Source organism: Aliarcobacter cryaerophilus ATCC 43158, from assembly GCF_003660105.1.
GTDB classification, from domain to species: domain Bacteria; phylum Campylobacterota; class Campylobacteria; order Campylobacterales; family Arcobacteraceae; genus Aliarcobacter; species Aliarcobacter cryaerophilus.
On the sequence record NZ_CP032823.1, the window covers coordinates 1,092,478 to 1,113,798 of the forward strand.

Below are 21,321 nucleotides of genomic sequence, written 5' to 3' on the forward strand. Positions count from 1 at the left end.
TTAAAATATATTTTTACATAAATAGAGTTTAACAATTCTTTGGATAAAATCCGAACTATGAATAAAAAAAAATTAATAGTAGCATTTTCAGGACCATCAAATAGTGGTAAAACAACAGTAATTGTAAAAGTTGCAAGTATTTTACAAGATAACAAATTCAAAGTATGTATAATAAAACATGATCCAAAAGATAAAGCAATGTTTGATAGAGAAGGAAAAGATTCTTTTAAATTCTCACAAACAGGAGCTGATGTTGCAGTTGTAAGCCCTAATAAAACAACTATATTTAAAAAAGATACTTCAACTATTGATGAGTTAATATCTATTTTTGATGATTTTGATTATCTACTAGTTGAAGGACTTAAAACTTTGGAACTTCCTAGAATTTCTATTTTTAGAAATAAGCTAGACGATAGCTATTTTGAGCTTTCAAATGCTTTGGCTATTGATGATACTATAGATAAAAAAGATATTCCAAAAAGTCTTGATATTTTAGATTTAAATAACCCACTTGAAATTATACAGTGGATAGATAAAAATGCAAAAAGGGTATAGATGCAAGAAATAATAAAAGCTATAGAGCAAGCAAGTATAAAAATAAAACACCTAATAGAAACAGGTGATACTGGAAAATCTCAAAGTGAAAATAGCACAGGAGATACTCAACTTAAGTTAGATATTCAAAGTGATGAGATTATTGAAGAAATTTTTTCAAAACTTTCAAGTGTAAAAGCAATAGTTAGTGAAGAGCAAGATAGTATAAAAAATATAAATGAAAATGGTGAATATTTAATAGCTTATGATCCACTAGATGGTTCATCTTTGGTTGATGTAAACTTAAGTGTTGGTTCAATTTATGGAATATATAAAAATGAGTTCAATGCAAAAAATATAATAGCTTCTGTTTATGTAGTTTTTGGACCTAGAGTTGAGATGGTAATAACTACAAATGATGTAAAAATGTATAGACTTTTAAATGGTGAGTTTAAGTTTATTCAAAATATTAAACTCAACGAAAAAGGAAAACTTAATGCTCCAGGATCTACTCAAAACTGCTGGGCACCTTTTCATAAGAAACTAATCGATGATATTTTTAATGATGGTTATAGACTAAGATACAGCGGTGGAATGGTTCCTGATTTACACCAAATTTTACTAAAAGGTGGTGGACTTTTCTCTTATCCAGGAACTACTGATAGACCAAAAGGAAAATTAAGACAACTTTTTGAAGTTTTTCCATTTGCTTTAGCTTTTGAAAAAGCTGGTGGTGGTGCGATAGATGGACAAAAAAGAGTTTTAGAAGTAGCTACGACTCATATTCACGATACAACTGCTTGTTTCTTTGGCTCAAATGTTGAAATAAATAGAGTTTTGGAAGTTTATAGTAAAAATGTCTAATGAAAATAAAAGTTTAGACAAATGGGAAGAGAAGCTTGAAGATATTTTAAAAGATCTAAACTCTTGCCAAAACTCAAAAAATCTAAACTCTTGTAAACCTTGTAGTGAATTTTTTGAGTGTGTTTTAAGAAAAAGATATGTTATAACTGTTTATGAGTCAATGAATAAAGGCTCAAGCGGTGGATTTGAATTTTAAGAAAAAAAGGTAGAAAATGCAAAACTCTTGTAAAAATGTTTATATAACAACTCCAATTTATTATGTAAATGATGTAGCACATATAGGTCATGCTTACACAACAATAATAGCTGATATGCTAGCAAGATACTCAAGATTGATTGGACATAATACATATTTATTAACAGGAACTGACGAACACGGACAAAAAATTGCTCAAAGCGCAGAAGCTAGAGGAAAAACTCCAAAAGAGTATGCAGATGAAATTTCTGGCAAATTTAGAGCGCTTTGGGATGATTTTGATATAACTTACGATAAATTCATTAGAACAACAGATGAAGAACATAAAACTGGCGTTCAACAAGCATTTTTAAAAATGTATCAAAATCAAGATATTTATAAAGGGGAGTATGAAGGTTTTTACTGTGTTCCTTGTGAGACTTTTTTTCCTGAAACTCAACTAATTGATGAGCAGTTCTGTCCAGAGTGTGGAAGAGCTACAATAGTTGTAAAAGAAGAGAGTTACTTTTTTAAGTTATCAAAATATGAGGATAAACTTTTAAAATGGTATGAAGAAAATCCTGATTGTATCTTGCCAAGAGCTAAGAAAAATGAGATTGTTAACTTTGTAAAAAATGGATTAAAAGATTTATCAATATCTAGAACTTCTTTTGATTGGGGAGTTAAACTACCAACAGAGTTAAATGAGCCAAAACATGTTATGTATGTTTGGCTTGATGCTTTATTAAACTACACAACAGCTTTAGGATATGGAACTGATGAAAAAAATATGAACTTTTGGCCAGCAAATATCCATTTAGTTGGAAAAGACATTTTAAGATTCCATGCAATTTATTGGCCAGCATTTTTAATGAGTTTAAATTTACCTTTACCAAAACATATAGCAGCTCATGGTTGGTGGACTAGAGATGGTGAAAAAATGAGTAAATCAAAAGGAAATGTAGTAAATCCAAAAGAGGTAGCTGATGCTTATGGATTAGATGCATTTAGATACTTTCTTTTAAGAGAAGTTCCTTTTGGACAAGATGGAGATTTTTCACAAAAAGCACTATTAGATAGAATAAACTCTGATTTAGGAAATGATTTAGGAAATTTACTAAATCGAATTATAGGAATGAGTGGTAAATATTTTGACTTTAGTGTAAGCTCAAAAGATGTTCTTAAGTTTCATAAAAAAGAGCTTGATGAAGTAAACAATATTATATCAATACTAGAAAACTATATTTACAATATGCAAATAAACAGATATCTAGAAGAGATTTGGAAAATCTTAACTATTGGGAATAAAGCTATAAATGATTATGAACCATGGAATTTAATAAAAGATGAAAAAAATGATGAAGCTATGGCTTTAGTTGCCCTAATTACAAATATTATGGCAAAAGTAGCCCTACTTCTTGATAGTGTAATGCCACATAAAATAAAAGATATTGCAACTTGTTTAGGTATTGAAATATCAACTCAAAATTATAATAAATTAATATTAGATAAAGAGCTTTTAAATGATGTGAAAATAACAAAAATAGATGCTTTATTTCCAAGAGTTGAGGATATTTTACTAGCTCAACCAGATGTTTCAGATATTACAGTTTTACAAAAAGATGAAAGCAAATATGAAGCAAAAGATGAGCCTGAAGCTCTTGATTTAGGAGATTTAAATCTTATAACTATTGATAGATTTTTTGAAACAACTATTAAAGTTGGAACTATTATAGAAGCTGTTGAAGTTCCAAAATCTTCAAAACTTCTAAAACTTCAAGTTGATTTAGGAGAAAATCGCCCAAGACAAGTTGTTGCAGGAATAAAAGAATTTTATAGTGCATCTGAACTTGTTGGAACTCAAGCTTGTGTTGTTGCAAACTTAAAACCTGCAAAACTAATGGGTCTTTTAAGTGAAGGAATGCTTTTAGCAGCAAAAGATGAAAATGGATTAAGCCTAATAAGACCTGAAAAACCTAAAAAAATTGGTACAAAAATAAGCTAGTGAAAATCTCTTCAATAGTTGATATCGTTGATGGAGAACTTCTAAACTCTCCATCTATCTCTTTTATAAACAATATAAGCAGTGATGCAAAAAAAGTAAAAACTTCTGATATGTTTATTGCAAAAAATATTGATGATTTGCAAATAGCTATAACAAATGGAGCTTATGCAGTTATTTTTGAAAAAGATTTTAAAGTTATTGATAATGAAGTTGCTTTTATAAAAGTAAAAAATCTAGAATTAGCTTTAGTAAAAATAGTTAGATATAAGCTATCTATTTTACAAATCGAATCTTATTTTTGTAATGATGAAACTTTTGATATGTTGAAGTTATATCAAAATAATCACACAAAACCTATTTTTCTAATCTCAAAAAATATAGAAAAAATCTTTAAGTTTCTTGATGATATCAAAAATGGAGATATTTTAATCTCAAAAAATCAAAATCTTTTAGATATTATCTATCCAAATAGTAAAAAGTTTGAAAAAAAAATAGATCAAAAAAATATAAAAAATCTAATAAAACACTCTCTTTTTGAACTGAGTTTTTCATATAAAGATATATATTTCTCAAAATTAAGATTATCAAAAATATATTTAAGTAGTTTTTTAAATATTTATGATTTTTTTAAAGGAAATATTGATATTTCAAAATTAAAACTATACTCAAACTTTAAAGCAATATTTATTGATAAAAATTTCGAACCAATAGAGAGTGGGAAAAGTGATAGTTTTATAATTTGTCAAACAAATAAAAATTTAATCCCTCTAGAAATTGAATATCTAAAACATGAATTTAAATATGCAAAAACTATATTTGTTTCAAAATATAAAATATCTTTTTTAGATGAAAAAGAACAAATAATTATACAAAATATAGAAGATCTTAAAAATATTTTAAAAAATTCAAATTTCAACTGTGCTTATTTAATAGGTTTTACAAATCAAGAGAGTTTTTATTTTCTACAAAACTCGCAAAAATTTCAAACTCTGTTTTAATATATTTTTCCAAACGAACTAATAACTTTTCCTAAAATATTTAGTTCGTCTTTTTTTAAAATCTGAACAGGATAATCTTTATTGTCAGAAATAATATCTAAAAATCCATCTACTCTTTTTTGTACTCTCTTTACAAAAAGTCCATGATTTGTTGTAAATGCATATATTCCATCTCTACTTATATCATTTTTAGTTTTATCAACAAAAATTATATTGTTTGAGTTTAGTGTAGGCTCCATTGAATCACCAACAACATTTATTGCATCTATATTTTTAAGATTTTCTTTGCCACCTAACATAGTTAAGAAACAATCAGGAAGCTCCAAACTTTCACAATAATCCTCACTATCATAAGCACCTCCACCAGCACTTACATTTACAGTTGGATAATATTTTATCCAGTATCTATCCGTACTGTCTATTAAAGAGTTTGGATTTTGATTATACAAAAGCCAATTTATAGAAATTTTTCTCTTTGCACAAAAATTTAAAATATTTGTATATGGAATTTTTCCTCTATTCTTCATTGTTGCAAAATTTGCTTGAGTTAAATCTAAAGCCTCTGCTAATTCTTTATCAAATACTTTTTTTGTCTTGCTATCAGTTTTTAAAATATTTTTTAACTTATCAAGAATATCATCAACTATAAACATTTTAATCCTTCTTTTGAATTATTTTTTAAATTATATTACATTTTGAAATATTTTTCAACTATTTTTTTGCTTTTTTTGATATTTTTTTATAAAAATTAAGAAATATTTATTTTGTTATGAAAATTACTCATCTTTCAGAAAGTTTTATATTTTTTTGGATAAAATTTCGCATTAAAAATTAGAATAGGAATTTAAATTATGTCTAATATTAAAGACTCATTAGGTTTAGAAAACATTGGTATGATATTTAGAAATTCGGATATCGATTTTTTAATCGATTTCGCGGTAAAAAATGAGAAGGCAAAGATATCTTCTACTGGTGCTTTAATGATTGATACAGGTATTTTTACAGGTAGAAGTCCAAAAGATAAGTTCTTTGTAAATCAAGACCCATCAAATAAATATATTGCTTGGGGAGATATAAACAGAAAAGTTTCAAAAGAGGTTTATGTTGATCTACTTGCAAACTCTAAAAAACAACTAAGTAGCAAAGATATTTTTGTAACAGATGTTTTCTGTGGTTCTTCGCTAGATTCAAGAAGAGCAGTAAGATTTATTACTGAAGTTGCTTGGCAAGCTCATTTTATTCAAAATATGTTTATTCTTCCAACTCAAGAAGAGCTTGAAAACTTTAAACCAGAATTTACTATATATAATGCTTGTAAAACTGTTGACATGGCATATGCAAGCCACGGATTACACTCTGAGGTTTATGTTATATTCAATGTTGAAGATAATGAAGCAATCATTGGTGGGACTTGGTATGCTGGAGAGATGAAAAAGGGTGTCTTCTCTATGATGAACTACTGGCTTCCATTAGAAGGAAAACTACCAATGCATTGTTCAGCAAATATTGGTAAAGATGGTGATACTGCACTATTCTTTGGACTTTCTGGAACAGGAAAAACAACTTTGTCAACTGATCCAAATAGAGCATTAATTGGTGATGATGAGCATGGTTGGGATGATAATGGAGTATTTAACTTTGAAGGTGGTTGCTATGCAAAAGTAATCAATCTTGACCCAGATAGTGAACCTGAAATATTTGGTGCTATTAGAAAAGGTGCTATTTTAGAAAATGTAGTTGCAGATGAAAATGGTGTAGTTGATTACTCTGATAAATCAAAAACAGAAAATACAAGAGTTTCTTACCCAATAAATCATATAGAAAACCATACTCCATCTATGAGAGGTGGACATCCAACAAATATTATATTTTTGTGTGCTGATGCTTTTGGTGTTTTACCTCCAGTTGCAAAACTTGATAAACAGCAAGCAATGTACTACTTCTTAAGTGGATACACAGCCAAAGTAGCAGGAACTGAAAGAGGAATAAACGAGCCAATGGCAACTTTCTCTTCTTGTTTTGGAGAGGCTTTTTTACCATTAAATCCAACTGTTTATGCAGAACTATTAGGTAAAAAAATAGATGAGCACAATGTAAATGTATTTTTAGTAAATACAGGATGGACAGGTGGTCCTTATGGAGTTGGGAAAAGAATGAGTATCAAAAATACAAGAGCTTGTATAAATGCTATTTTAGATGGTTCTATAAATGATTCTGAGTTCCAAAATATGACAATATTTAATATCCAAATTCCAAAAACACTAAAAGGTGTAGATACTCATGTATTAACTCCTAGATATACATGGTCTGACCCACTAGAGTATGATAAAGCAAAAAGAAAATTAGCAGAGATGTATATAGAAAACTTTAAAAAGTATTTAACACTTGAAAGTGAATATGATTTTACAGCTGCTGGTCCACAGTTATAATATAGTTAATTGTAGATAAGCAAAAAAGGTAAGGATTTTATCCTTACCTTTTTTTATTTAAATCTAAAAAAGAGGTATAAGCTTCTTTTTTATCTTTTCTATCCCTCTATTTGTATCTCTTCTAAAATTTCTAAACCAAAACCTTGAAGTCCTACAAAAGAGTGTTTTCCTCCACTTGTCATTAGCTTAATTTTTTTAATTTTTAAGGAATTTAGTATTTGAGCACCTATTCCATAGTTTTTTTCTAGTTCCTGATTTTTGTTTGAATTATTTAAAAATATTAAAACTCCACCTTTACTTTGTAAAAAATTTACAGTTTTTAACATAGAGTTTAGTTTATTATCATTTAAGAATATTTTTATATCAGGTCTTATTGTATGAAATTTAACATGATTTACATCTTCTTGTTTTCCAAAAAGAATAACTGTATGAATATTTTCAAGATGATCTTTAAACTCTTTTTTTATAGCCTCTTTACCAAAAAATTTAATTTCAGTACTAGAAACTTCACAAACTAAAGTTTCATTTGCAAGTCTATATTCAACTAAATCAGATATATAAATCTGTTTTAAATTGTGTTTAGCAGCAAAAATATCTAAATCATCTCTTCTTGCCATTGTTCCATCTTCTTTTAAAATTTCACAAATAACTGCTTCACCTTTTAAACCAGCTAACTTACATAAATCAACACTTCCTTCTGTATGTCCTGTTCTAACTAATACTCCACCATCTTTTGCAATAAGTGGAAATATATGCCCTGGTCTTACAAGTTCTATAGCTTTTGCTATTGGATTTGCTAAAATTTTTATTGTATTATCTCTTTCAATTGCACTAATTCCTGTTGCTGCATTTACATCATCAACAGAAACTGTAAAAGCTGTTTCATACGATGATGTATTATTTGAAACCATAGGAAAAAGCTCAAGCCTTTTTGCTGTTTCATTTGAGACACTCACACAAACCAAGCCTTTGGCATGAGTTACCATAAAGTTTACAAGTTCTGGAGTACTCAATGCAGCTGAATAGACTAAATCTCCTTCATTTTCTCTATCTTCATCATCTAGCATTATTACCATGTTGCCTTTTTTTATCTCTTCTATTGCTTCTTTTACTCTTGTTATTGCATTCATATTTTCTCTTTAAATTATATTTTTTATGGATTATATCAAAAAAGCCCTTGCGTATGTGCTAGTTAATCAAATGGCAAAATACTATTTTGCTCTGTATGTTTTTTTAGTTTTTGAATTAGATTAATCTTTGCATCATCAAAATTATTTGATGATACACCTTTTAGCTCAATAGTTTTACTTGATATTTGTCTATTATTTTCATCTTTTATTTTAATATTTAAAATATTCTCAATAATAAAAAAACCAGATGGTCTAATCTTACTTTGATTTGAAATTAACTCTATCTCATAAATATTTTCACTATCTTTTTTTTCTACAACTTTATATAATTTTTTATTTAAACTACTCTTCAAAACTTCTTTAAAAATTTCCGAATTATAATCACTTTTTATAAAGAACCTTATCTTTGAAATGATATTTGTTATCTCTTCTTCTATTTTTTGAACTGTTTTTATATATCTATTTTCACTATTTTTTTTATTTTGTAAGCTTTCTAAAAGTTCTGCTTTGTTTAGATTTATATAAAACTTTTCTAAAAGCTCTTTGTATTTTAAATTTTTACTTAAAATATCATCATTATTTCTTTTTAAAACTTCATATTCATCATAAAGATTTGATATTTGACTATTTAAACTATTTATTAAATCACTCTTTTTTATGCTGATTAAATAAAAAATATCTTTTTGGAAACTATAAAAATCCTCTATTTTATAATCTTTAAAAGTTAATTTTTCACTCTTTGTATTTATATTAAAAGTTGTAGTTTTAGTAACATACTCTCTATAATCTCTAAAAGATTTCAAACTTATTTCTTGATTTGATTCAATTGTTAACATTAATCTTGAAGATAAATCATCTAAAGCATTTAAAATAGCCTCTTGTTTTGTATTTGCAACTCCTACTCCATAAACTATATTTCCCTCATTTAAAGGTGGATTTAAGTACCAAGATGGATATCTTAAAGAGTTATTTTGTGAAAGTTCATCTTTGTTTATTCCAAAACAAGCTACAAAAAAAATTGCAAAAAAAATTGCAAAAAATATAGCTATTAAATATTTCATTTTTGAGCTTCTATTTGATTGTTTAATATATTTCTCTCTTCAATTCTCTGTTTTATTCTAGTTATAGCTTCTATTACTGTTTTATTTGGTTTTAGTGTTAATTTATCTGATAAATCATAAAGTTCTTTTGCATTTTCATACTCTCCTAAACTCTCTTTTATAACACCTAAATTATAAGAAGCAACATAACATTTATCATTTGTTGAATCCAAAAGTTTACTAAAAAGCTCCATACTTCTATCTAATTCTCCAAGCTTCAAATACTCTAAACCATTTTCCAAAAGAATATCTTGTTCTTTTGTGTATGAAATATCTGGATCATCAAAAAGCTCTAAATAGTAGCTTTGCTTTGTAGGTGCAATATATGGCAAAAATTCATCTACAATACTATTTGCGAAAAAGTCATAAACTACATTTGATTGTGGTAAACCACCACTTTCATCTGAACATTTTTTATAACTTCTATTTCTTGTATAGTTATTTGTATAAATAACATCACCTTTTTGAACATCTATCATTGAAATATTTGCTATTAATGAGTACTTTGCATTGGTACAAGACACCCTATATTCTTGTGTATATTGACATTTTTTATCAATACATCTATATCTTGTTTCATAATAGTTATCTCTTTGAACATTTGTACTCTCAATTTTTCCACTAATTAGTGCTTGAGCACCCAAAAGCTCACCTATTTCAACACTATTTGTTTTATTTGCAAGTCCTGAATATTGAAATTTCTGCTCGTTTATGATATTTTCTCTGTTATTTTTACTAATAACTGTAAAATATGACTTATCATCTACTTTTACACTATATAAAGCTGATTCTATTTTTGTAGAAAGTCCTACATTGTCATTTTCAAACTTTAAAACCGCAATCTTTTTTGTATTTGAGGCTCTATCAATAATAGCTGGTTTAGTACTATTTATAAGTACTTTTTGGCTACATCCTGATATAAAAAAAACAACAAATATAAAAAAAAGTGCTGATTTTAATCTCATAATCCTCGTAAAGCCTCTTTTGCATTTTGCTGTTGTGTTTTTGTATCTATTAAAGTATTATCTTTTGAAGAACAAGCACTAAAAAATATTGATAAAAAAATCAAAAAAATAGATAAAGATTTCATAATTTTTCCTATATTTTATCTAAAGAATCTAGTGCTTTTTGAACTTCACTATTGATTGTTTTTTCTATATTTGCTTTTGGAATTGCTACTAAAATATATATATAATTATCATTTGGATTTTCCCATGAGCTTATCTGCTTTGATTCTTTTAAAGTCATATTTGAAGTTTGTCTTGATACCATAGTTACAACTCTTTCTATACTTTCACTCTCTTTTAATCCTGTTGAATTCATATAACTTTCAACTTTGTTTTTTACTTCAAGTTCTATATCATTTACTAAATTTGTTCTAGCATTTGCCAAAGCTTCTCTTCTACTAAAATCGTGTCCTAATTTTGACATAGGAGCAGACCCAACTGCTACAAATCTATTCTCTTCACTATAGTTCCCACAAGCCCAAAGTGGAGCTTTTGCTCCTGCAATTGTACATTCAGTTACAGCTATCTCATTTATATCTTCATTTTTAGAGCTACAAGATACAAATAATATTGAAAATGATAGAACCAAAAATATACTTAATGCTTTTTTTAAAATAGACATATTTTTCCTTAAGATTTTGATTTTAAAATAATAGTACATATTTGTGAAAAAATAGTTAAATAAATACTATTTTTGCTATTTTACTACTTCATATTTTGAATATAGTAATAAATGGCTTCAATCTCCTCTTCAACCATAAAATATGTTGGCATAACATTTGCTTTATAGATTAATTTATCACATACTTGTTCTTTTTCAAATTTCAGATTATCATTTTTTTTCAAATTAACTTTTTTTGAAAAAACATCATACTCTATATATTTTATATCAGGAGCAATTAAAGAGCAAAAATACTCTTCTTGATTTTGAATATGCTTAAACTCAACAAGTTTTTTACCTCTTGCATCATCTCCATGACAGTTGTTACACCCTATTCCTCTAGGGTTGTTGTATAGCATTTTTCCATACTCATATTTCGTAATAAAAGAGTTGTTAATATTGATATTATTTGAATTTTCTTCAGCAAATAAGTTTAAAAATATAAATAGAGATAAAATAAATATCTTCATTTTAATTCCAACTCTTTTTTATTTTTCAAAAACCAATATAAACTAAAAATTAATCCAGGAGTTTTTGCTTTTGTTTCATCAAAAATAAAACTATCTATATCATCTACATTTAAAAAATACAACTCTATTTGTTCATCATTTATTCCACCACCACTATGAAGTTTTTGATTTTCACAAATTGTTGCAAAAAATAGATATTGTTTTGCTCCACTTATTCCAACATTTGTAAAAAAAGAAGTTATTTTTTGAAGATTTTTAAGCTCAACTTTATAACCACACTCTTCATCTATTTCTTCTATAGCTATTTCTTCAATAGATTTATCTTTGTCAACAAGTCCAGCACAAAGCTCATAAGTATATTTAATATTGTTGTCGTTTAAATAAACAGGAATTCTAAACTGCTTTACAAATAAAAATGCTTTTTTTTCTTCATGATATAGTAAAATAGATACGCTATCATGACTTCTTACTGCTTCCCAGCTCTTTTTTATACCATTTAAAGTAAAGTTTACTTTCAAAGGTTTTATATAATTCGTCTCTTTTAGTGGACTTATTTTTAAATCTTCAATAATATTATTCATAAAAATCCACTATTTAAAATTATCAAAAACCAATGGGGCTTTCAAATCTAAACTTTTTAAATGTTTCATAACTGCTTGCAAATCATCAATATTTTTAGCAGTCAATCTTATAGTATCACCTTGATTTACAGCGCTTACTTTTAGTTTTAAATTTTTAATCTCTGTTTGAATTCTTTTTGCTTCATCTTTTTCTATGCTATCAATTATTTTGTAGCTATATTTTCTATTTCCACCACTACTATCCTCTTTTTTTAGCTCTTCAAGTGAATTTATACTTATATCTCTTTTATTCATTTTTGAAATCATAATATCCAACATTGCATCAATTTTATTATCACTAGAAGATACAAGAGTTAAAGTTTTTGCTCCAACATTTAAATCTATCTCTTTACTTATTCCTTTAAAATCGTATCTATTATCTATCTCTTTTTGTGCTTGAATAACTGCATTTTTCATCTCTTGCATATCAAGTTTTGCTGAAATATCTAGTGAATGTTCTTTTACTGCCATTTTTTCTCCTTTTTAAATAGTTCCTATTAAAAAAAGGAACCGTTTTTTTTATTTCTACTTTTTATAGCATGGATTTAAAATCCCATAAAAAGTAGCAAAAACCTAAAGTGCTTTGAGAACAAAGCATTGCTTATTTATCATCTTTAAATATTGCATAAGCCAAAAGAACATATGCAATAATTTGTAAAGTTCCACCTATTGGTGTAATTGCTCCTAAAATTGGAAGGTTTAAAATTGTAAGAAGATATAAAGATATACTAAAAATAAGTGTTCCAATTAAAATTAACACTTGAGCAACTTTTAACTTCTTATTATATGGTCTTAACATTGATAAAAGTGTTGCAAACATTAAACCAAAAGTGTTATAAAACTGATATTCAACCCCCGTATGAAATACATTTAACATTTCTGGAGTTAAAACTTTCTTTAATCCATGAGCTCCAAAAGCTCCAAAAGCTATTGCACTTGCCATAAGCAAAGCTATAATTGCTAAAAAAATTCTAGCTCGTCTATCATAAATCATATCTATCTCTCTTCTTTATTTTGTATATCAACTTCCCAAAAAAACTCAATCCAAATATCTGTCTGCTTTATATAAAAATCAGGTTTCACTAAAGCTGTTTTTTTATAGAAAAGTGTAGCTAACTTGAATTCTGTATTTGGGAATTTTTCATTTAATATCTTGAAAATTTCTATCATAGTTTTACCACTATCAACTATATCATCTATAATCAAAACTTTTTTATAAGATTTTAAATCTGGAATATTAAAAATATTTATACTATCTTTTTGATTTTTTCTATCATAAGAGATTGAATTTATTGTAAAAATATTTCTTTGATCTAATGCTTGTGACATAAGATGAGATAGAGTTAATCCACCTCTTGCAACACTTAAAAATGCATCTGCTTGAAAACTTTTAGAAATATCTACTAGCTTTTGAGTATCTTTTTTACACATTTCATAACTATAATATAGTTTATTCAAAAAAATATCCTTTATTTAAAAAAGGTATATTAACAATTTATTGCTTATTTTGTGGTTTTGTGAAGTTTAGTTTATATAAAAAGAGAAAATCTCTTTTTATATATTTATATTCAATTATCTTGAAGTTAAAAGTGTAGTTAAGTGATCAGATGTCACTTGGTGGAAGTTTAGGTATTTATAAACTCCATCTTTGTTGCTCTCATTTATTTTTTTAGCAACAATTGTCAAATACTCTTCTACAGAAGGTAATCTTCCTAAAAGTGCAGCAACTGCAGCAACTTCAGCAGAACCTAAATAAACTTTTGAGTTTTTACCAAGTCTGTTATCAAAGTTTCTTGTAGATGTAGAAAATACTGTTGAACCTTCACTTACTTGTGCTTGGTTACCCATACATAATGAACATCCTGGAATTTCTATTCTAGCACCTGCTGCTGCAAATGCTGCATAATATCCCTCTTCTGTTAATTGAGCTTCATCCATTTTTGTAGGAGGTGCAACCCATAATTTTGCTTTAGCAACACCTTCACCTTTTAATACTTCTCCTAAAGCTCTAAATAACCCAATATTTGTCATACAAGAACCTACGAATACTTCATCAATATTTTTTGGTCTAGAGTCATCAGCTAAGATTTCACTTAAAGTTGCAACATCATCTGGATCATTTGGACAAGCTAAAATTGGCTCTTTAATATCATCTAGGTTGATATTGATTGTAGCTAAGTACTCAGCATCAGCATCTGGCTCAAGTAATTTTGGATTTTTAATCCACTCTTTCATTTTATCAGCTCTTCTTTGAAGTGTTTTAGAATCTTCATAACCCTCTTCAATCATTTTTTCAATTAAAGCTATATTTGAAGATAAATACTCAATAATTGGCTCTTTGTTTAATTGAACAGAACAAGCAGCTGCTGATCTTTCAGCTGATGCATCAGATAATTCAAACGCTTGCTCAACTTTTAAGTCTGGTAAACCTTGAATTTCAACAATTGTTCCAGCAAAAATATTCTTTTTATTTTTCTTAGGAACTGTTAAAAGTCCTTGTTTAATTGCATAATATGGAATTGCATTTACTAAATCTCTTAAAGTAATACCTGGTTGCATTTTTCCTGAGAATTTAACTAAAACAGACTCTGGCATAGTTAAAGGCATCATACCTGTAACACCTGCGAATGCTATAAGACCTGATCCAGCTGGGAAAGAAATACCAATTGGGAATCTTGTATGTGAATCTCCACCTGTTCCTACAGTATCTGGTAAACAAAGTCTATTTAACCATGAGTGAATAACACCATCACCTGGCTTAAGTGTAACTCCACCTCTTGAATTAATGAAATCTGGTAAAGTATGTCTTAATTTAATATCTGCTGGTTTTGGATAAGCAGCTGTGTGACAGAATGATTGCATAACCATATCAGCACCAAAAGATAATGCTGCAAGTTCTTTAATCTCATCTCTAGTCATTGGTCCTGTTGTATCTTGGCTTCCTACAGTAGTTGCAATTGGCTCAACATACATTCCAGGTTTAATACCTTCAACACCACAAGCTTTTCCAACCATTTTTTGTGCTTGAGTATAACCTTTACCGTTGTTAGCTGGTTGTTCAGGAGCAATAAATGCAGCTGAAGCTGATAATTTTAAAGCTTCTCTAGCTTTTGCAGTTAGACCTTTTCCAATAATTAGTGGAATTCTTCCACCAGCTCTCATCTCATCTGTTAAAGTATTTGGGCTTAATTTAAAAGTAGAAACTACTTTTCCATCTTTTAAAATTTCACCTGAATATGGTTTTAATGTAATAACATCTCCAGTTTCAACACTATCAACATTTGCTTCAACTGGTAAACATCCTGAATCTTCTGCTGTGTTAAAGAAAATTGGAGCTATGATTGAACCAATTACAACTCCACCTGTTCTTTTATTTGGAACACCTGGAATATCTCTTCCCATGTGCCATTGAACTGAGTTTATTCCTGATTTTCTTGAAGATCCAGTTCCAACAACATCACCAACATAAGCCAATGGATGACCTTTTGCTTTTAATTCTTCCATTTTTTCTAAAGGTTTTTCCATTCTTGATTGTAACATTGCAGTTGCGTGTAATGGAATATCTGCTCTTGTAAATGCAACAGTTGCAGGAGATAAATCATCAGTATTTGTTTCACCTGGGATTTTGTAAACTGTTAGAGTAATTTCTTCTTCTAAAGCTGGTTTATTTGTAAACCACTCAGCATTTGCCCATGATTCAATAACTTCTTTAGCTTTTGCATTTCCAGAATCCATTAAAGATTTTACATCATTAAATGAGTTATAAACAAGAATAGTATTTTTTAACTCTTTAGCAGCTGCATCTGCAACTTCAGCAACTTTTAATGCTTCAACAAGTGGTGGTACATTGTACCCTCCCATCATTGTTCCTAAAATTTCAATAGCTTCAACTTTTGAAATAACAGAACATGCAACTTTACCTTGAACTATATCATTTAAGAAAGCAGCTTTTACATAAGCAGCATCATCAACACCTGGATTGATTTTGTTTTTAAATAAATTTAATGCATACTGTGCATCTTCCACTTTACTTGCTTTTAAAATCTCTACTAAATCAGCAGCTTGAGCAGCCGTAAGAGCAAGACCTGGTAATCCACCTTCGCTTTGTCTTTGTGCTTCGTGTGCTTTATACTCTTGTAATAAACTCATTTTTTCTCCTATTAAATTTTAAGAATTTGGGTGAATTATATCACAAAGTTATAAATATCTTTGTACAATTATTGTTTATAGTTGTACAAATTTATATTTTGTAAATAAAAGTTACACTTGTAGTTTATATGAAAAGATTAATAGATTTTAGTACTATAATGTTGTACAATTTATGTACAATCAGAAATTAAACTATTTTTATACTTTTTTTTGATTAAATAGTAAGATTTTATATTAAAGAGGAAAAAATGAGATATTTTAAAATTGTTATATTTACTACATTTGTGGCTATTTTGTTTTCAGCTTGTACGCACAAAACTCCATATACAAACCGTTCACAACTAATTCTTATGTCATCACAAGAAGAGTTGGCTTTAGGTGAAAAGTCATATAAAGAGTCTTTAAGTGAAGTAAAAGTTATAACGGGTACAAAAGATGCCGCAAGAGTTCAAGCTATTGGACAAAGAATTGCAGTTGCTGCAAATCAACCAAACTACAAATGGGAATTCAATTTAGTTGATGATAACCAAGCAAATGCTTTTTGTCTTCCTGGTGGAAAAGTTGTTGTATATACAGGGATTTTACAATATGCTAAGAATGATGACCAATTAGCAACTGTAATATCTCACGAAGTAGCTCATGCACTTGCACGTCATGGAGCTGAAAGAGTAACTCAAGGAATGATACAACAAGGTGTTGGACTAATTGGAAGTGTAGCAGTTGCAGCAACAGCTCCACAATATCAAAATGCATTTAATCAAGCTTATGGTTTGGGTTCAAATTTGGGAGTTATGCTTCCTTATGGAAGAATGCAAGAGAGTGAAGCTGATGAAATAGGTATTTATCTAATGTATAAATCTGGTTACAATGTAAATGAAGCTACTAAATTTTGGGAAAATATGTCTGAAGGGAAAAGTGGAGGAAATGACTTTTTCTCTACACATCCTAGTTCACAAAATAGAACAAAAGATATTCAAACTGTAATAAATAAGATTGAAAATGAACCAAAATAGATAGATTTGTAAAAATCTATCTATTTTTTGTTACATTCAAGTTATATTAAAAAGGTATGATTCTTTATATTAATAAATCGTAGGAGGAATTATTTATGAAAAAGATTATAACAGTTGCCATTTTTAGTGCATTAAGTGTTGGTTCTGTGCTTGCTTCTGATGTTGTGAAGTTTGATAAAAAACTTATACAAGAAAGAAACAGTATTGGATACAAATATGAAGGGGAAAAACTAGAGTATAAAATTCCAGATGAAAATACAATTCCAAATAACCAATTTGGAGATTTAATCAAATATGGAAAAGAGCTAGTAGCTAATACTTATAAGCATATAGGTCCTGAAGTTAAAGATGAAAATATGAGATATGCAGGAAATAATCTTTCATGTCAAAGTTGTCACTTAGAAGCAGGAACAAAAAAATATTCTTCTCCCTTTGTAGGAATTTATGGAAATTTTCCACAATATAGACCTAGAGAGAATGTAATAGGAACTTTAGCAGATAGAATAAATGGCTGCATGGAAAGAAGTATGAATGGAAAATCTCTTCCAAATTCAAGCAAAGAGATGAAGGCTATGGAAGCTTATATTTATTGGTTAAGTCAAGGTGTTCCAATTGGAGCAAAAGTTGAAGGAACTGGTTTAGCTGAAGTAAATAGAAAAATGATACAAACAACAAAAGCTGATCCAGTTAAGGGAAAAGTTGTATATGATGTTCACTGTGCTTCTTGCCATGGAGTAAATGGAGAAGGTATTAAAAATGAAGGTCTTGCAAATGGTTATTTATATCCTCCACTTTGGGGAAAAGATAGCTACAACAAAGGTGCTGGAATGTACAGAACTTTAAAAGCTATGGATTTTATTAAAGCAAATATGCCTTTAGGTGCTACAAAAGAGCATCCAATTTTAACAGATGAAGAGTCATATAATGTAGCTGTTTATATGAATTTAGATGAACACGAAAGACCAGAAAAAGAAAATAGAGAAAAAGATTTTCCAGATGCAAGTGTTAAAGCTCCTGACACTTATATAGAAGGAAAAGATTCGATTGATAGAAGATTTGGACCATTTGGACAATTTATCAAAACTAATAAATAAAAAAGGAGTATCTTTATGATACTTCCTTTTATAAAAAGTTATAAAAAAACTTTTATTTTATTTGCTTTGTTTATATTTACTTTATTATTCTTTTTATATAAATATAACAATATCTTAAATGAAAAAACTTTAGATATTTTTGTGCAAAATCAAGTTCAAATTGTACAAGATGAACTAGAAAATCAAAAAAACCAAGCTTTATCTTTAGCTTTAATGTTTTCTAAAAATCAAGATATTATAAATAATTTAGAAAAAAACAACCATATAGAACTAAAAAAAGAGCTTTTAAAACTCCTAAATATTATAAAAACATATACAAAAAATAGTATAGATATACAAATTCATACAAAAGATTTAGAAGTTTTTACTAGAAGTTGGGAAGATGTAGATTTTGGACTAAAACTAGATAGTTTTAGAGAAGGACTTGTAAAAGTAAAAAATTCAAATGAGCCTTATGTTTCAACTGAGTTGGGAAAAAGATTTAATATAAAAGCAATAGCACCAATTTATAACCATAATAACTTATTTATTGGTTCTATTGAAGTAATAGTTGATTTTAATCCACTTATAAATAGGCTAAAAGGATTAGGTATTGACTCTATGATTTTACTTGAAAAAGATTATTTAAATATTGCAACTTATCATATCAATAATACAAAAATAGAAAATTATGTTATTTTAAATAGTAGTTTTAGTAAAAATTTACTCGATATTTTAATAAAAAATCCAAACTGCCTTAAAAATGATAGTTTTTATTATGAAACAAATGAAAAAGTTTTTACTCAAGTTCCTTTAGGAGAGTTTGGAAATAAAAGTGTTGGAATTTTACTTATAAGTTTTGATAAAAATTTTAATAGTTTTCAATACTTACCTAAATATGACTACTTTGGAGATATAAATATAAAAGAAGATAAAAAAGATTTAAAAGATATTTCTAAAAAAGAGATAATAATTAGATGATAAAAATACTACTTCTTGAAGATGATTATTTATATAAAATTTCAATAAAAGAGTTTTTAGAAGAGCTTGATTTTATGGTTGATGATTTTGATAATGGAGAAGATGCTTTAAATGCAATTTTCGACAAAAAATATGATTTACTATTACTTGATATTAGAGTTCCTAAAATGGATGGTTTTGAGCTTGTAAAATATGTAAGAGAAGCTTATATTGATACCCCAATTATAATTTTAACTTCACTTACAGATATAAAAAATTTAAGTCATGGATACACTTTAGGTTGCAATGATTATATACGAAAACCTTTTGATATGATTGAGCTAAAATTTAGAATAGAAGCACTTATAAAAAATCATTTTAATTCAAGTGATGATTGCATAGAGTTAGAACTTGATTTTAAATACAACATAAAAAAATCTTTACTTTATAAAGGTGATAATATAGTAGATTTATCATCTAAAGAGCTTGAACTTGTAGCATTTTTGGTTCAAAATAGAGGATTCTTTAGTTCTATTGAAAGCTTACATGAAAATGTTTGGGAAAATAAAGATATAAGCTATGCAGATATTAGAATGTGTATTAAACGAGTTAGAGAAAAAACCAACAAAGATTTTATAAAAACAAAGAGATTTTTGGGATATAAAATTGATAAATAGAAAATCTGAACTAAAATATATTGTAATTCAAGTAATCATAAGCCTTTTAATAGCATTTATTCCAATATATTTTTATATAGATGCAACTATAAAAAATCAAGATATAAAAGATAGGATAGATTTACAAAACTATTCAAATCAAATCTTTTTAAAAATAGAGAATTTTGAGAAACAAAATAGTAATATTTTTTACTATCCAAGATCAAATATATATTTCTCTTCAATCTTTGATAAAAATAGAAATGAGATATTTGCTTCAAATAACTCTTTAATCTTTTTTGATGAAGATTTTAAAATTTTTAGTGATAAGTTTTGTTATAAAAAAAGTTTAGAAGCAAATATTTTAGATGCTTCATCTTTGATTGTTTGTAAAAACATTGATTATAGTGAAGTTATTTATAATGCTTTAATTCTTCTTTTAATAGTTACATTTTTTATCTTTTTACTCTCATTTTTTGTTATAAAACAGAGTATTGAACCATATAAAAAATTAAATGTATATCTTGATGAGTTCTTAAAAGATGCAATGCATGAGCTAAAAACTCCAATAGGAGTCGCAAGAATAAATACAGATATGCTAGCAATGAGAATAAAAAATGATAAAAATATTTTAAGAATAAAATCAGCTCTTAAAAATATGACTATTATATATGAAGATTTAGAGTATTATATGCAACAAAATGAGGTAAAAGAGCTAAAAACCAACATAAATATCTCTTTATTTTTGGAAAAAAGAGTCGAGTTTTTTAATGATTTAGCAGTAAGCAAAGATATAACTTTTTACAAGAGTATAGAACCAAATATAGAGATTTTTTTTAATGAAATAGAGGCTTTTAGATTGATTGATAATAATCTTTCAAATGCTATAAAATACTCAAAAAATAGTTCAAATATCTATGTAAGTTTAAAAAAAGAGGAAAATAGTATAAAACTAATTTTCAAAGATGAAGGCATTGGAATAAAAGATACTAGTACAATTTTTGAAAGATATTATAGAGGTGATAAAATTACAGGTGGTTTTGGAATAGGTCTTAGTATTGTAAAAAATATTTGTCTAAAAAACAGTATAAAAATAGATGTTGTTTCAAAAGAAAACTTTGGAACAACTTTCATATATACATTTAATTTGTAGTTATTTTTAGACCAATAATTCCTAGAAGAATAAATAAAATACTTACAACTCTTATCAAATTCATAGACTCACCAAACAAAAATATTCCAGCAATAACAGTCCCAATAGTTCCAATTCCAACCCAAATAGCATATGCAGTTCCTAAAGGAAGAGATTTTAAAGCAAGACTAAGAAGATAAAAACTTATAAACATAGTAATAATAGTAATTATACTAGGAGTTAATTTTGTAAAACCCTCACTATATTTTAAACCAATAGCCCAAGCTATTTCAAATAATCCAGCTAAAAACAGTATTATCCAACTCATAAAAAACCTTTATTTGA

General features: G+C 27.5%; 24 protein-coding genes. 11 read left to right on the forward strand and 13 right to left on the reverse strand.

What is annotated here, in order from left to right; genetic code table 11:
* The first annotated feature begins 57 nt into the window (after positions 1-57).
* From mobB to ACRYA_RS05475, 5 genes are read left to right on the forward strand one after another with little or no spacing between them, the layout of a single operon-like run.
* A complete protein-coding gene (mobB, locus tag ACRYA_RS05455) occupies positions 58-555 on the forward strand; it encodes a molybdopterin-guanine dinucleotide biosynthesis protein B (protein WP_105917281.1) in 498 nt (165 codons plus the stop codon).
* Positions 556-1,398 carry a class 1 fructose-bisphosphatase gene (locus tag ACRYA_RS05460; protein WP_105917283.1) on the forward strand — a complete coding sequence of 281 codons (843 nt, stop codon included), beginning with the start codon at positions 556-558 and terminating at the stop codon, positions 1,396-1,398. It begins immediately after the preceding gene.
* On the forward strand, positions 1,391-1,594 hold the full coding sequence (locus tag ACRYA_RS05465; RefSeq protein ID WP_105917285.1) for a hypothetical protein: 204 nt from the start codon (positions 1,391-1,393) through the stop codon (positions 1,592-1,594). Before ACRYA_RS05460 ends, ACRYA_RS05465 begins: the two co-directional genes overlap by 8 nt.
* A 16-nt stretch (positions 1,595-1,610) precedes the next feature.
* The gene (gene metG, locus ACRYA_RS05470; RefSeq protein ID WP_105917287.1) at positions 1,611-3,578 is read left to right on the forward strand and encodes a methionine--tRNA ligase; all 1,968 of its coding nucleotides are present in this window, start codon (positions 1,611-1,613) and stop codon (positions 3,576-3,578) included.
* The gene (locus tag ACRYA_RS05475; RefSeq protein ID WP_105917288.1) at positions 3,578-4,576 is read left to right on the forward strand and encodes a peptidoglycan synthetase; all 999 of its coding nucleotides are present in this window, start codon (positions 3,578-3,580) and stop codon (positions 4,574-4,576) included. The genes metG and ACRYA_RS05475 overlap by 1 nt, the downstream gene beginning before the upstream one ends.
* Here ACRYA_RS05475 and ACRYA_RS05480 read toward each other — a convergent pair.
* Complete coding sequence (locus ACRYA_RS05480) at positions 4,573-5,229, reverse strand: LexA family transcriptional regulator (RefSeq protein ID WP_105917289.1); 657 nt, start codon at positions 5,227-5,229, stop codon at positions 4,573-4,575. The genes ACRYA_RS05475 and ACRYA_RS05480 overlap by 4 nt on opposite strands.
* A gap of 198 nt (positions 5,230-5,427) precedes the next feature.
* Between ACRYA_RS05480 and pckA the strand changes: the two genes are divergently transcribed.
* Positions 5,428-7,005 (forward strand): phosphoenolpyruvate carboxykinase (ATP), encoded by a 1,578-nt coding sequence (gene pckA / locus ACRYA_RS05485; protein ID WP_105917290.1) that lies wholly within the window; start codon positions 5,428-5,430, stop codon positions 7,003-7,005.
* 98 nt (positions 7,006-7,103) lie between these two features.
* Here pckA and ACRYA_RS05490 read toward each other — a convergent pair whose 3' ends face one another.
* The 11 genes from ACRYA_RS05490 to ACRYA_RS05535 all read right to left on the reverse strand — a co-directional run bounded on the left by ACRYA_RS05490 (position 7,104) and on the right by ACRYA_RS05535 (position 16,142).
* Entirely contained in the window at positions 7,104-8,135 is a 1,032-nt protein-coding gene (locus tag ACRYA_RS05490; RefSeq protein ID WP_105917291.1) for a bifunctional 3,4-dihydroxy-2-butanone 4-phosphate synthase/GTP cyclohydrolase II, read from the reverse strand.
* 62 nt (positions 8,136-8,197) lie between these two features.
* On the reverse strand, positions 8,198-9,196 hold the full coding sequence (locus tag ACRYA_RS05495; RefSeq protein WP_105917292.1) for an LPP20 family lipoprotein: 999 nt from the start codon (positions 9,194-9,196) through the stop codon (positions 8,198-8,200).
* Positions 9,193-10,200: a CsgG/HfaB family protein gene (locus ACRYA_RS05500; RefSeq protein ID WP_105917293.1), complete on the reverse strand. Its 1,008-nt coding sequence runs from the start codon at positions 10,198-10,200 to the stop codon at positions 9,193-9,195. The genes ACRYA_RS05495 and ACRYA_RS05500 overlap by 4 nt, the downstream gene beginning before the upstream one ends.
* On the reverse strand, positions 10,197-10,325 hold the full coding sequence (locus ACRYA_RS10885; RefSeq protein WP_265735138.1) for a hypothetical protein: 129 nt from the start codon (positions 10,323-10,325) through the stop codon (positions 10,197-10,199). The genes ACRYA_RS05500 and ACRYA_RS10885 overlap by 4 nt, the downstream gene beginning before the upstream one ends.
* 8 nt (positions 10,326-10,333) lie before the next feature.
* Complete coding sequence (locus tag ACRYA_RS05505; RefSeq protein ID WP_165786078.1) at positions 10,334-10,864, reverse strand: LPP20 family lipoprotein; 531 nt, start codon at positions 10,862-10,864, stop codon at positions 10,334-10,336.
* An 83-nt stretch (positions 10,865-10,947) separates the two neighbouring features.
* A complete protein-coding gene (locus ACRYA_RS05510) occupies positions 10,948-11,373 on the reverse strand; it encodes a hypothetical protein (protein ID WP_105917295.1) in 426 nt (141 codons plus the stop codon).
* On the reverse strand, positions 11,370-11,954 hold the full coding sequence (locus ACRYA_RS05515; RefSeq protein WP_105917296.1) for an NUDIX domain-containing protein: 585 nt from the start codon (positions 11,952-11,954) through the stop codon (positions 11,370-11,372). Before ACRYA_RS05515 ends, ACRYA_RS05510 begins: the two co-directional genes overlap by 4 nt.
* A 9-nt stretch (positions 11,955-11,963) precedes the next feature.
* Positions 11,964-12,464, reverse strand: coding sequence for a YajQ family cyclic di-GMP-binding protein (locus tag ACRYA_RS05520; protein WP_105917297.1), 501 nt, complete (start codon positions 12,462-12,464; stop codon positions 11,964-11,966).
* A gap of 130 nt (positions 12,465-12,594) precedes the next feature.
* Entirely contained in the window at positions 12,595-12,987 is a 393-nt protein-coding gene (locus ACRYA_RS05525) for a DUF423 domain-containing protein (protein ID WP_105917298.1), read from the reverse strand.
* Between the two features lie 2 nt (positions 12,988-12,989).
* Complete coding sequence (locus tag ACRYA_RS05530) at positions 12,990-13,424, reverse strand: phosphoribosyltransferase (RefSeq protein ID WP_176549282.1); 435 nt, start codon at positions 13,422-13,424, stop codon at positions 12,990-12,992.
* A gap of 141 nt (positions 13,425-13,565) precedes the next feature.
* Positions 13,566-16,142, reverse strand: a complete 2,577-nt coding sequence (locus ACRYA_RS05535; protein ID WP_105917300.1) for a bifunctional aconitate hydratase 2/2-methylisocitrate dehydratase — start codon at positions 16,140-16,142, stop codon at positions 13,566-13,568.
* Positions 16,143-16,390: 248 nt separating this feature from the next.
* Between ACRYA_RS05535 and ACRYA_RS05540 the strand changes: the two genes are divergently transcribed.
* The 5 genes from ACRYA_RS05540 (at position 16,391) to ACRYA_RS05560 (ending at position 20,997) form a co-directional block, all read left to right on the forward strand.
* Complete coding sequence (locus ACRYA_RS05540) at positions 16,391-17,155, forward strand: M48 family metallopeptidase (protein WP_105917301.1); 765 nt, start codon at positions 16,391-16,393, stop codon at positions 17,153-17,155.
* Between the two features lie 95 nt (positions 17,156-17,250).
* Positions 17,251-18,249: a c-type cytochrome gene (locus ACRYA_RS05545; RefSeq protein WP_105917302.1), complete on the forward strand. Its 999-nt coding sequence runs from the start codon at positions 17,251-17,253 to the stop codon at positions 18,247-18,249.
* Positions 18,250-18,264: 15 nt separating this feature from the next.
* Positions 18,265-19,209, forward strand: coding sequence for a cache domain-containing protein (locus ACRYA_RS05550; RefSeq protein ID WP_105917303.1), 945 nt, complete (start codon positions 18,265-18,267; stop codon positions 19,207-19,209).
* The gene (locus tag ACRYA_RS05555) at positions 19,206-19,865 is read left to right on the forward strand and encodes a response regulator transcription factor (protein ID WP_105917304.1); all 660 of its coding nucleotides are present in this window, start codon (positions 19,206-19,208) and stop codon (positions 19,863-19,865) included. The genes ACRYA_RS05550 and ACRYA_RS05555 overlap by 4 nt, the downstream gene beginning before the upstream one ends.
* Entirely contained in the window at positions 19,855-20,997 is a 1,143-nt protein-coding gene (locus ACRYA_RS05560; protein WP_105917305.1) for a sensor histidine kinase, read from the forward strand. The genes ACRYA_RS05555 and ACRYA_RS05560 overlap by 11 nt, the downstream gene beginning before the upstream one ends.
* Here the strand turns inward: ACRYA_RS05560 and sugE are convergent.
* The gene (gene sugE, locus ACRYA_RS05565) at positions 20,987-21,304 is read right to left on the reverse strand and encodes a quaternary ammonium compound efflux SMR transporter SugE (protein ID WP_105915129.1); all 318 of its coding nucleotides are present in this window, start codon (positions 21,302-21,304) and stop codon (positions 20,987-20,989) included. The genes ACRYA_RS05560 and sugE overlap by 11 nt on opposite strands.
* Between the last annotated feature and the right edge of the window lie 17 nt (positions 21,305-21,321).

Bases quoted from the DNA above. Each gene is read 5' to 3' on its own strand.
- mobB (WP_105917281.1), top strand. From the start codon at position 58: ATGAATAAAAAAAAATTAATAGTAGCATTTTCAGGACCATCAAATAGT.
- ACRYA_RS05460 (WP_105917283.1), top strand. From the start codon at position 556: ATGCAAGAAATAATAAAAGCTATAGAGCAAGCAAGTATAAAAATAAAA.
- ACRYA_RS05465 (WP_105917285.1), top strand. From the start codon at position 1,391: ATGTCTAATGAAAATAAAAGTTTAGACAAATGGGAAGAGAAGCTTGAA.
- metG (WP_105917287.1), top strand. From the start codon at position 1,611: ATGCAAAACTCTTGTAAAAATGTTTATATAACAACTCCAATTTATTAT.
- ACRYA_RS05480 (WP_105917289.1), bottom strand. From the start codon at position 5,229: ATGTTTATAGTTGATGATATTCTTGATAAGTTAAAAAATATTTTAAAA.
- pckA (WP_105917290.1), top strand. From the start codon at position 5,428: ATGTCTAATATTAAAGACTCATTAGGTTTAGAAAACATTGGTATGATA.
- ACRYA_RS05490 (WP_105917291.1), bottom strand. From the start codon at position 8,135: ATGAATGCAATAACAAGAGTAAAAGAAGCAATAGAAGAGATAAAAAAA.
- ACRYA_RS05495 (WP_105917292.1), bottom strand. From the start codon at position 9,196: ATGAAATATTTAATAGCTATATTTTTTGCAATTTTTTTTGCAATTTTT.
- ACRYA_RS05500 (WP_105917293.1), bottom strand. From the start codon at position 10,200: ATGAGATTAAAATCAGCACTTTTTTTTATATTTGTTGTTTTTTTTATA.
- ACRYA_RS10885 (WP_265735138.1), bottom strand. From the start codon at position 10,325: ATGAAATCTTTATCTATTTTTTTGATTTTTTTATCAATATTTTTTAGT.
- ACRYA_RS05505 (WP_165786078.1), bottom strand. From the start codon at position 10,864: ATGTCTATTTTAAAAAAAGCATTAAGTATATTTTTGGTTCTATCATTT.
- ACRYA_RS05510 (WP_105917295.1), bottom strand. From the start codon at position 11,373: ATGAAGATATTTATTTTATCTCTATTTATATTTTTAAACTTATTTGCT.
- ACRYA_RS05515 (WP_105917296.1), bottom strand. From the start codon at position 11,954: ATGAATAATATTATTGAAGATTTAAAAATAAGTCCACTAAAAGAGACG.
- ACRYA_RS05520 (WP_105917297.1), bottom strand. From the start codon at position 12,464: ATGGCAGTAAAAGAACATTCACTAGATATTTCAGCAAAACTTGATATG.
- ACRYA_RS05525 (WP_105917298.1), bottom strand. From the start codon at position 12,987: ATGATTTATGATAGACGAGCTAGAATTTTTTTAGCAATTATAGCTTTG.
- ACRYA_RS05530 (WP_176549282.1), bottom strand. From the start codon at position 13,424: ATGTGTAAAAAAGATACTCAAAAGCTAGTAGATATTTCTAAAAGTTTT.
- ACRYA_RS05535 (WP_105917300.1), bottom strand. From the start codon at position 16,142: ATGAGTTTATTACAAGAGTATAAAGCACACGAAGCACAAAGACAAAGC.
- ACRYA_RS05540 (WP_105917301.1), top strand. From the start codon at position 16,391: ATGAGATATTTTAAAATTGTTATATTTACTACATTTGTGGCTATTTTG.
- ACRYA_RS05545 (WP_105917302.1), top strand. From the start codon at position 17,251: ATGAAAAAGATTATAACAGTTGCCATTTTTAGTGCATTAAGTGTTGGT.
- ACRYA_RS05550 (WP_105917303.1), top strand. From the start codon at position 18,265: ATGATACTTCCTTTTATAAAAAGTTATAAAAAAACTTTTATTTTATTT.
- ACRYA_RS05555 (WP_105917304.1), top strand. From the start codon at position 19,206: ATGATAAAAATACTACTTCTTGAAGATGATTATTTATATAAAATTTCA.
- sugE (WP_105915129.1), bottom strand. From the start codon at position 21,304: ATGAGTTGGATAATACTGTTTTTAGCTGGATTATTTGAAATAGCTTGG.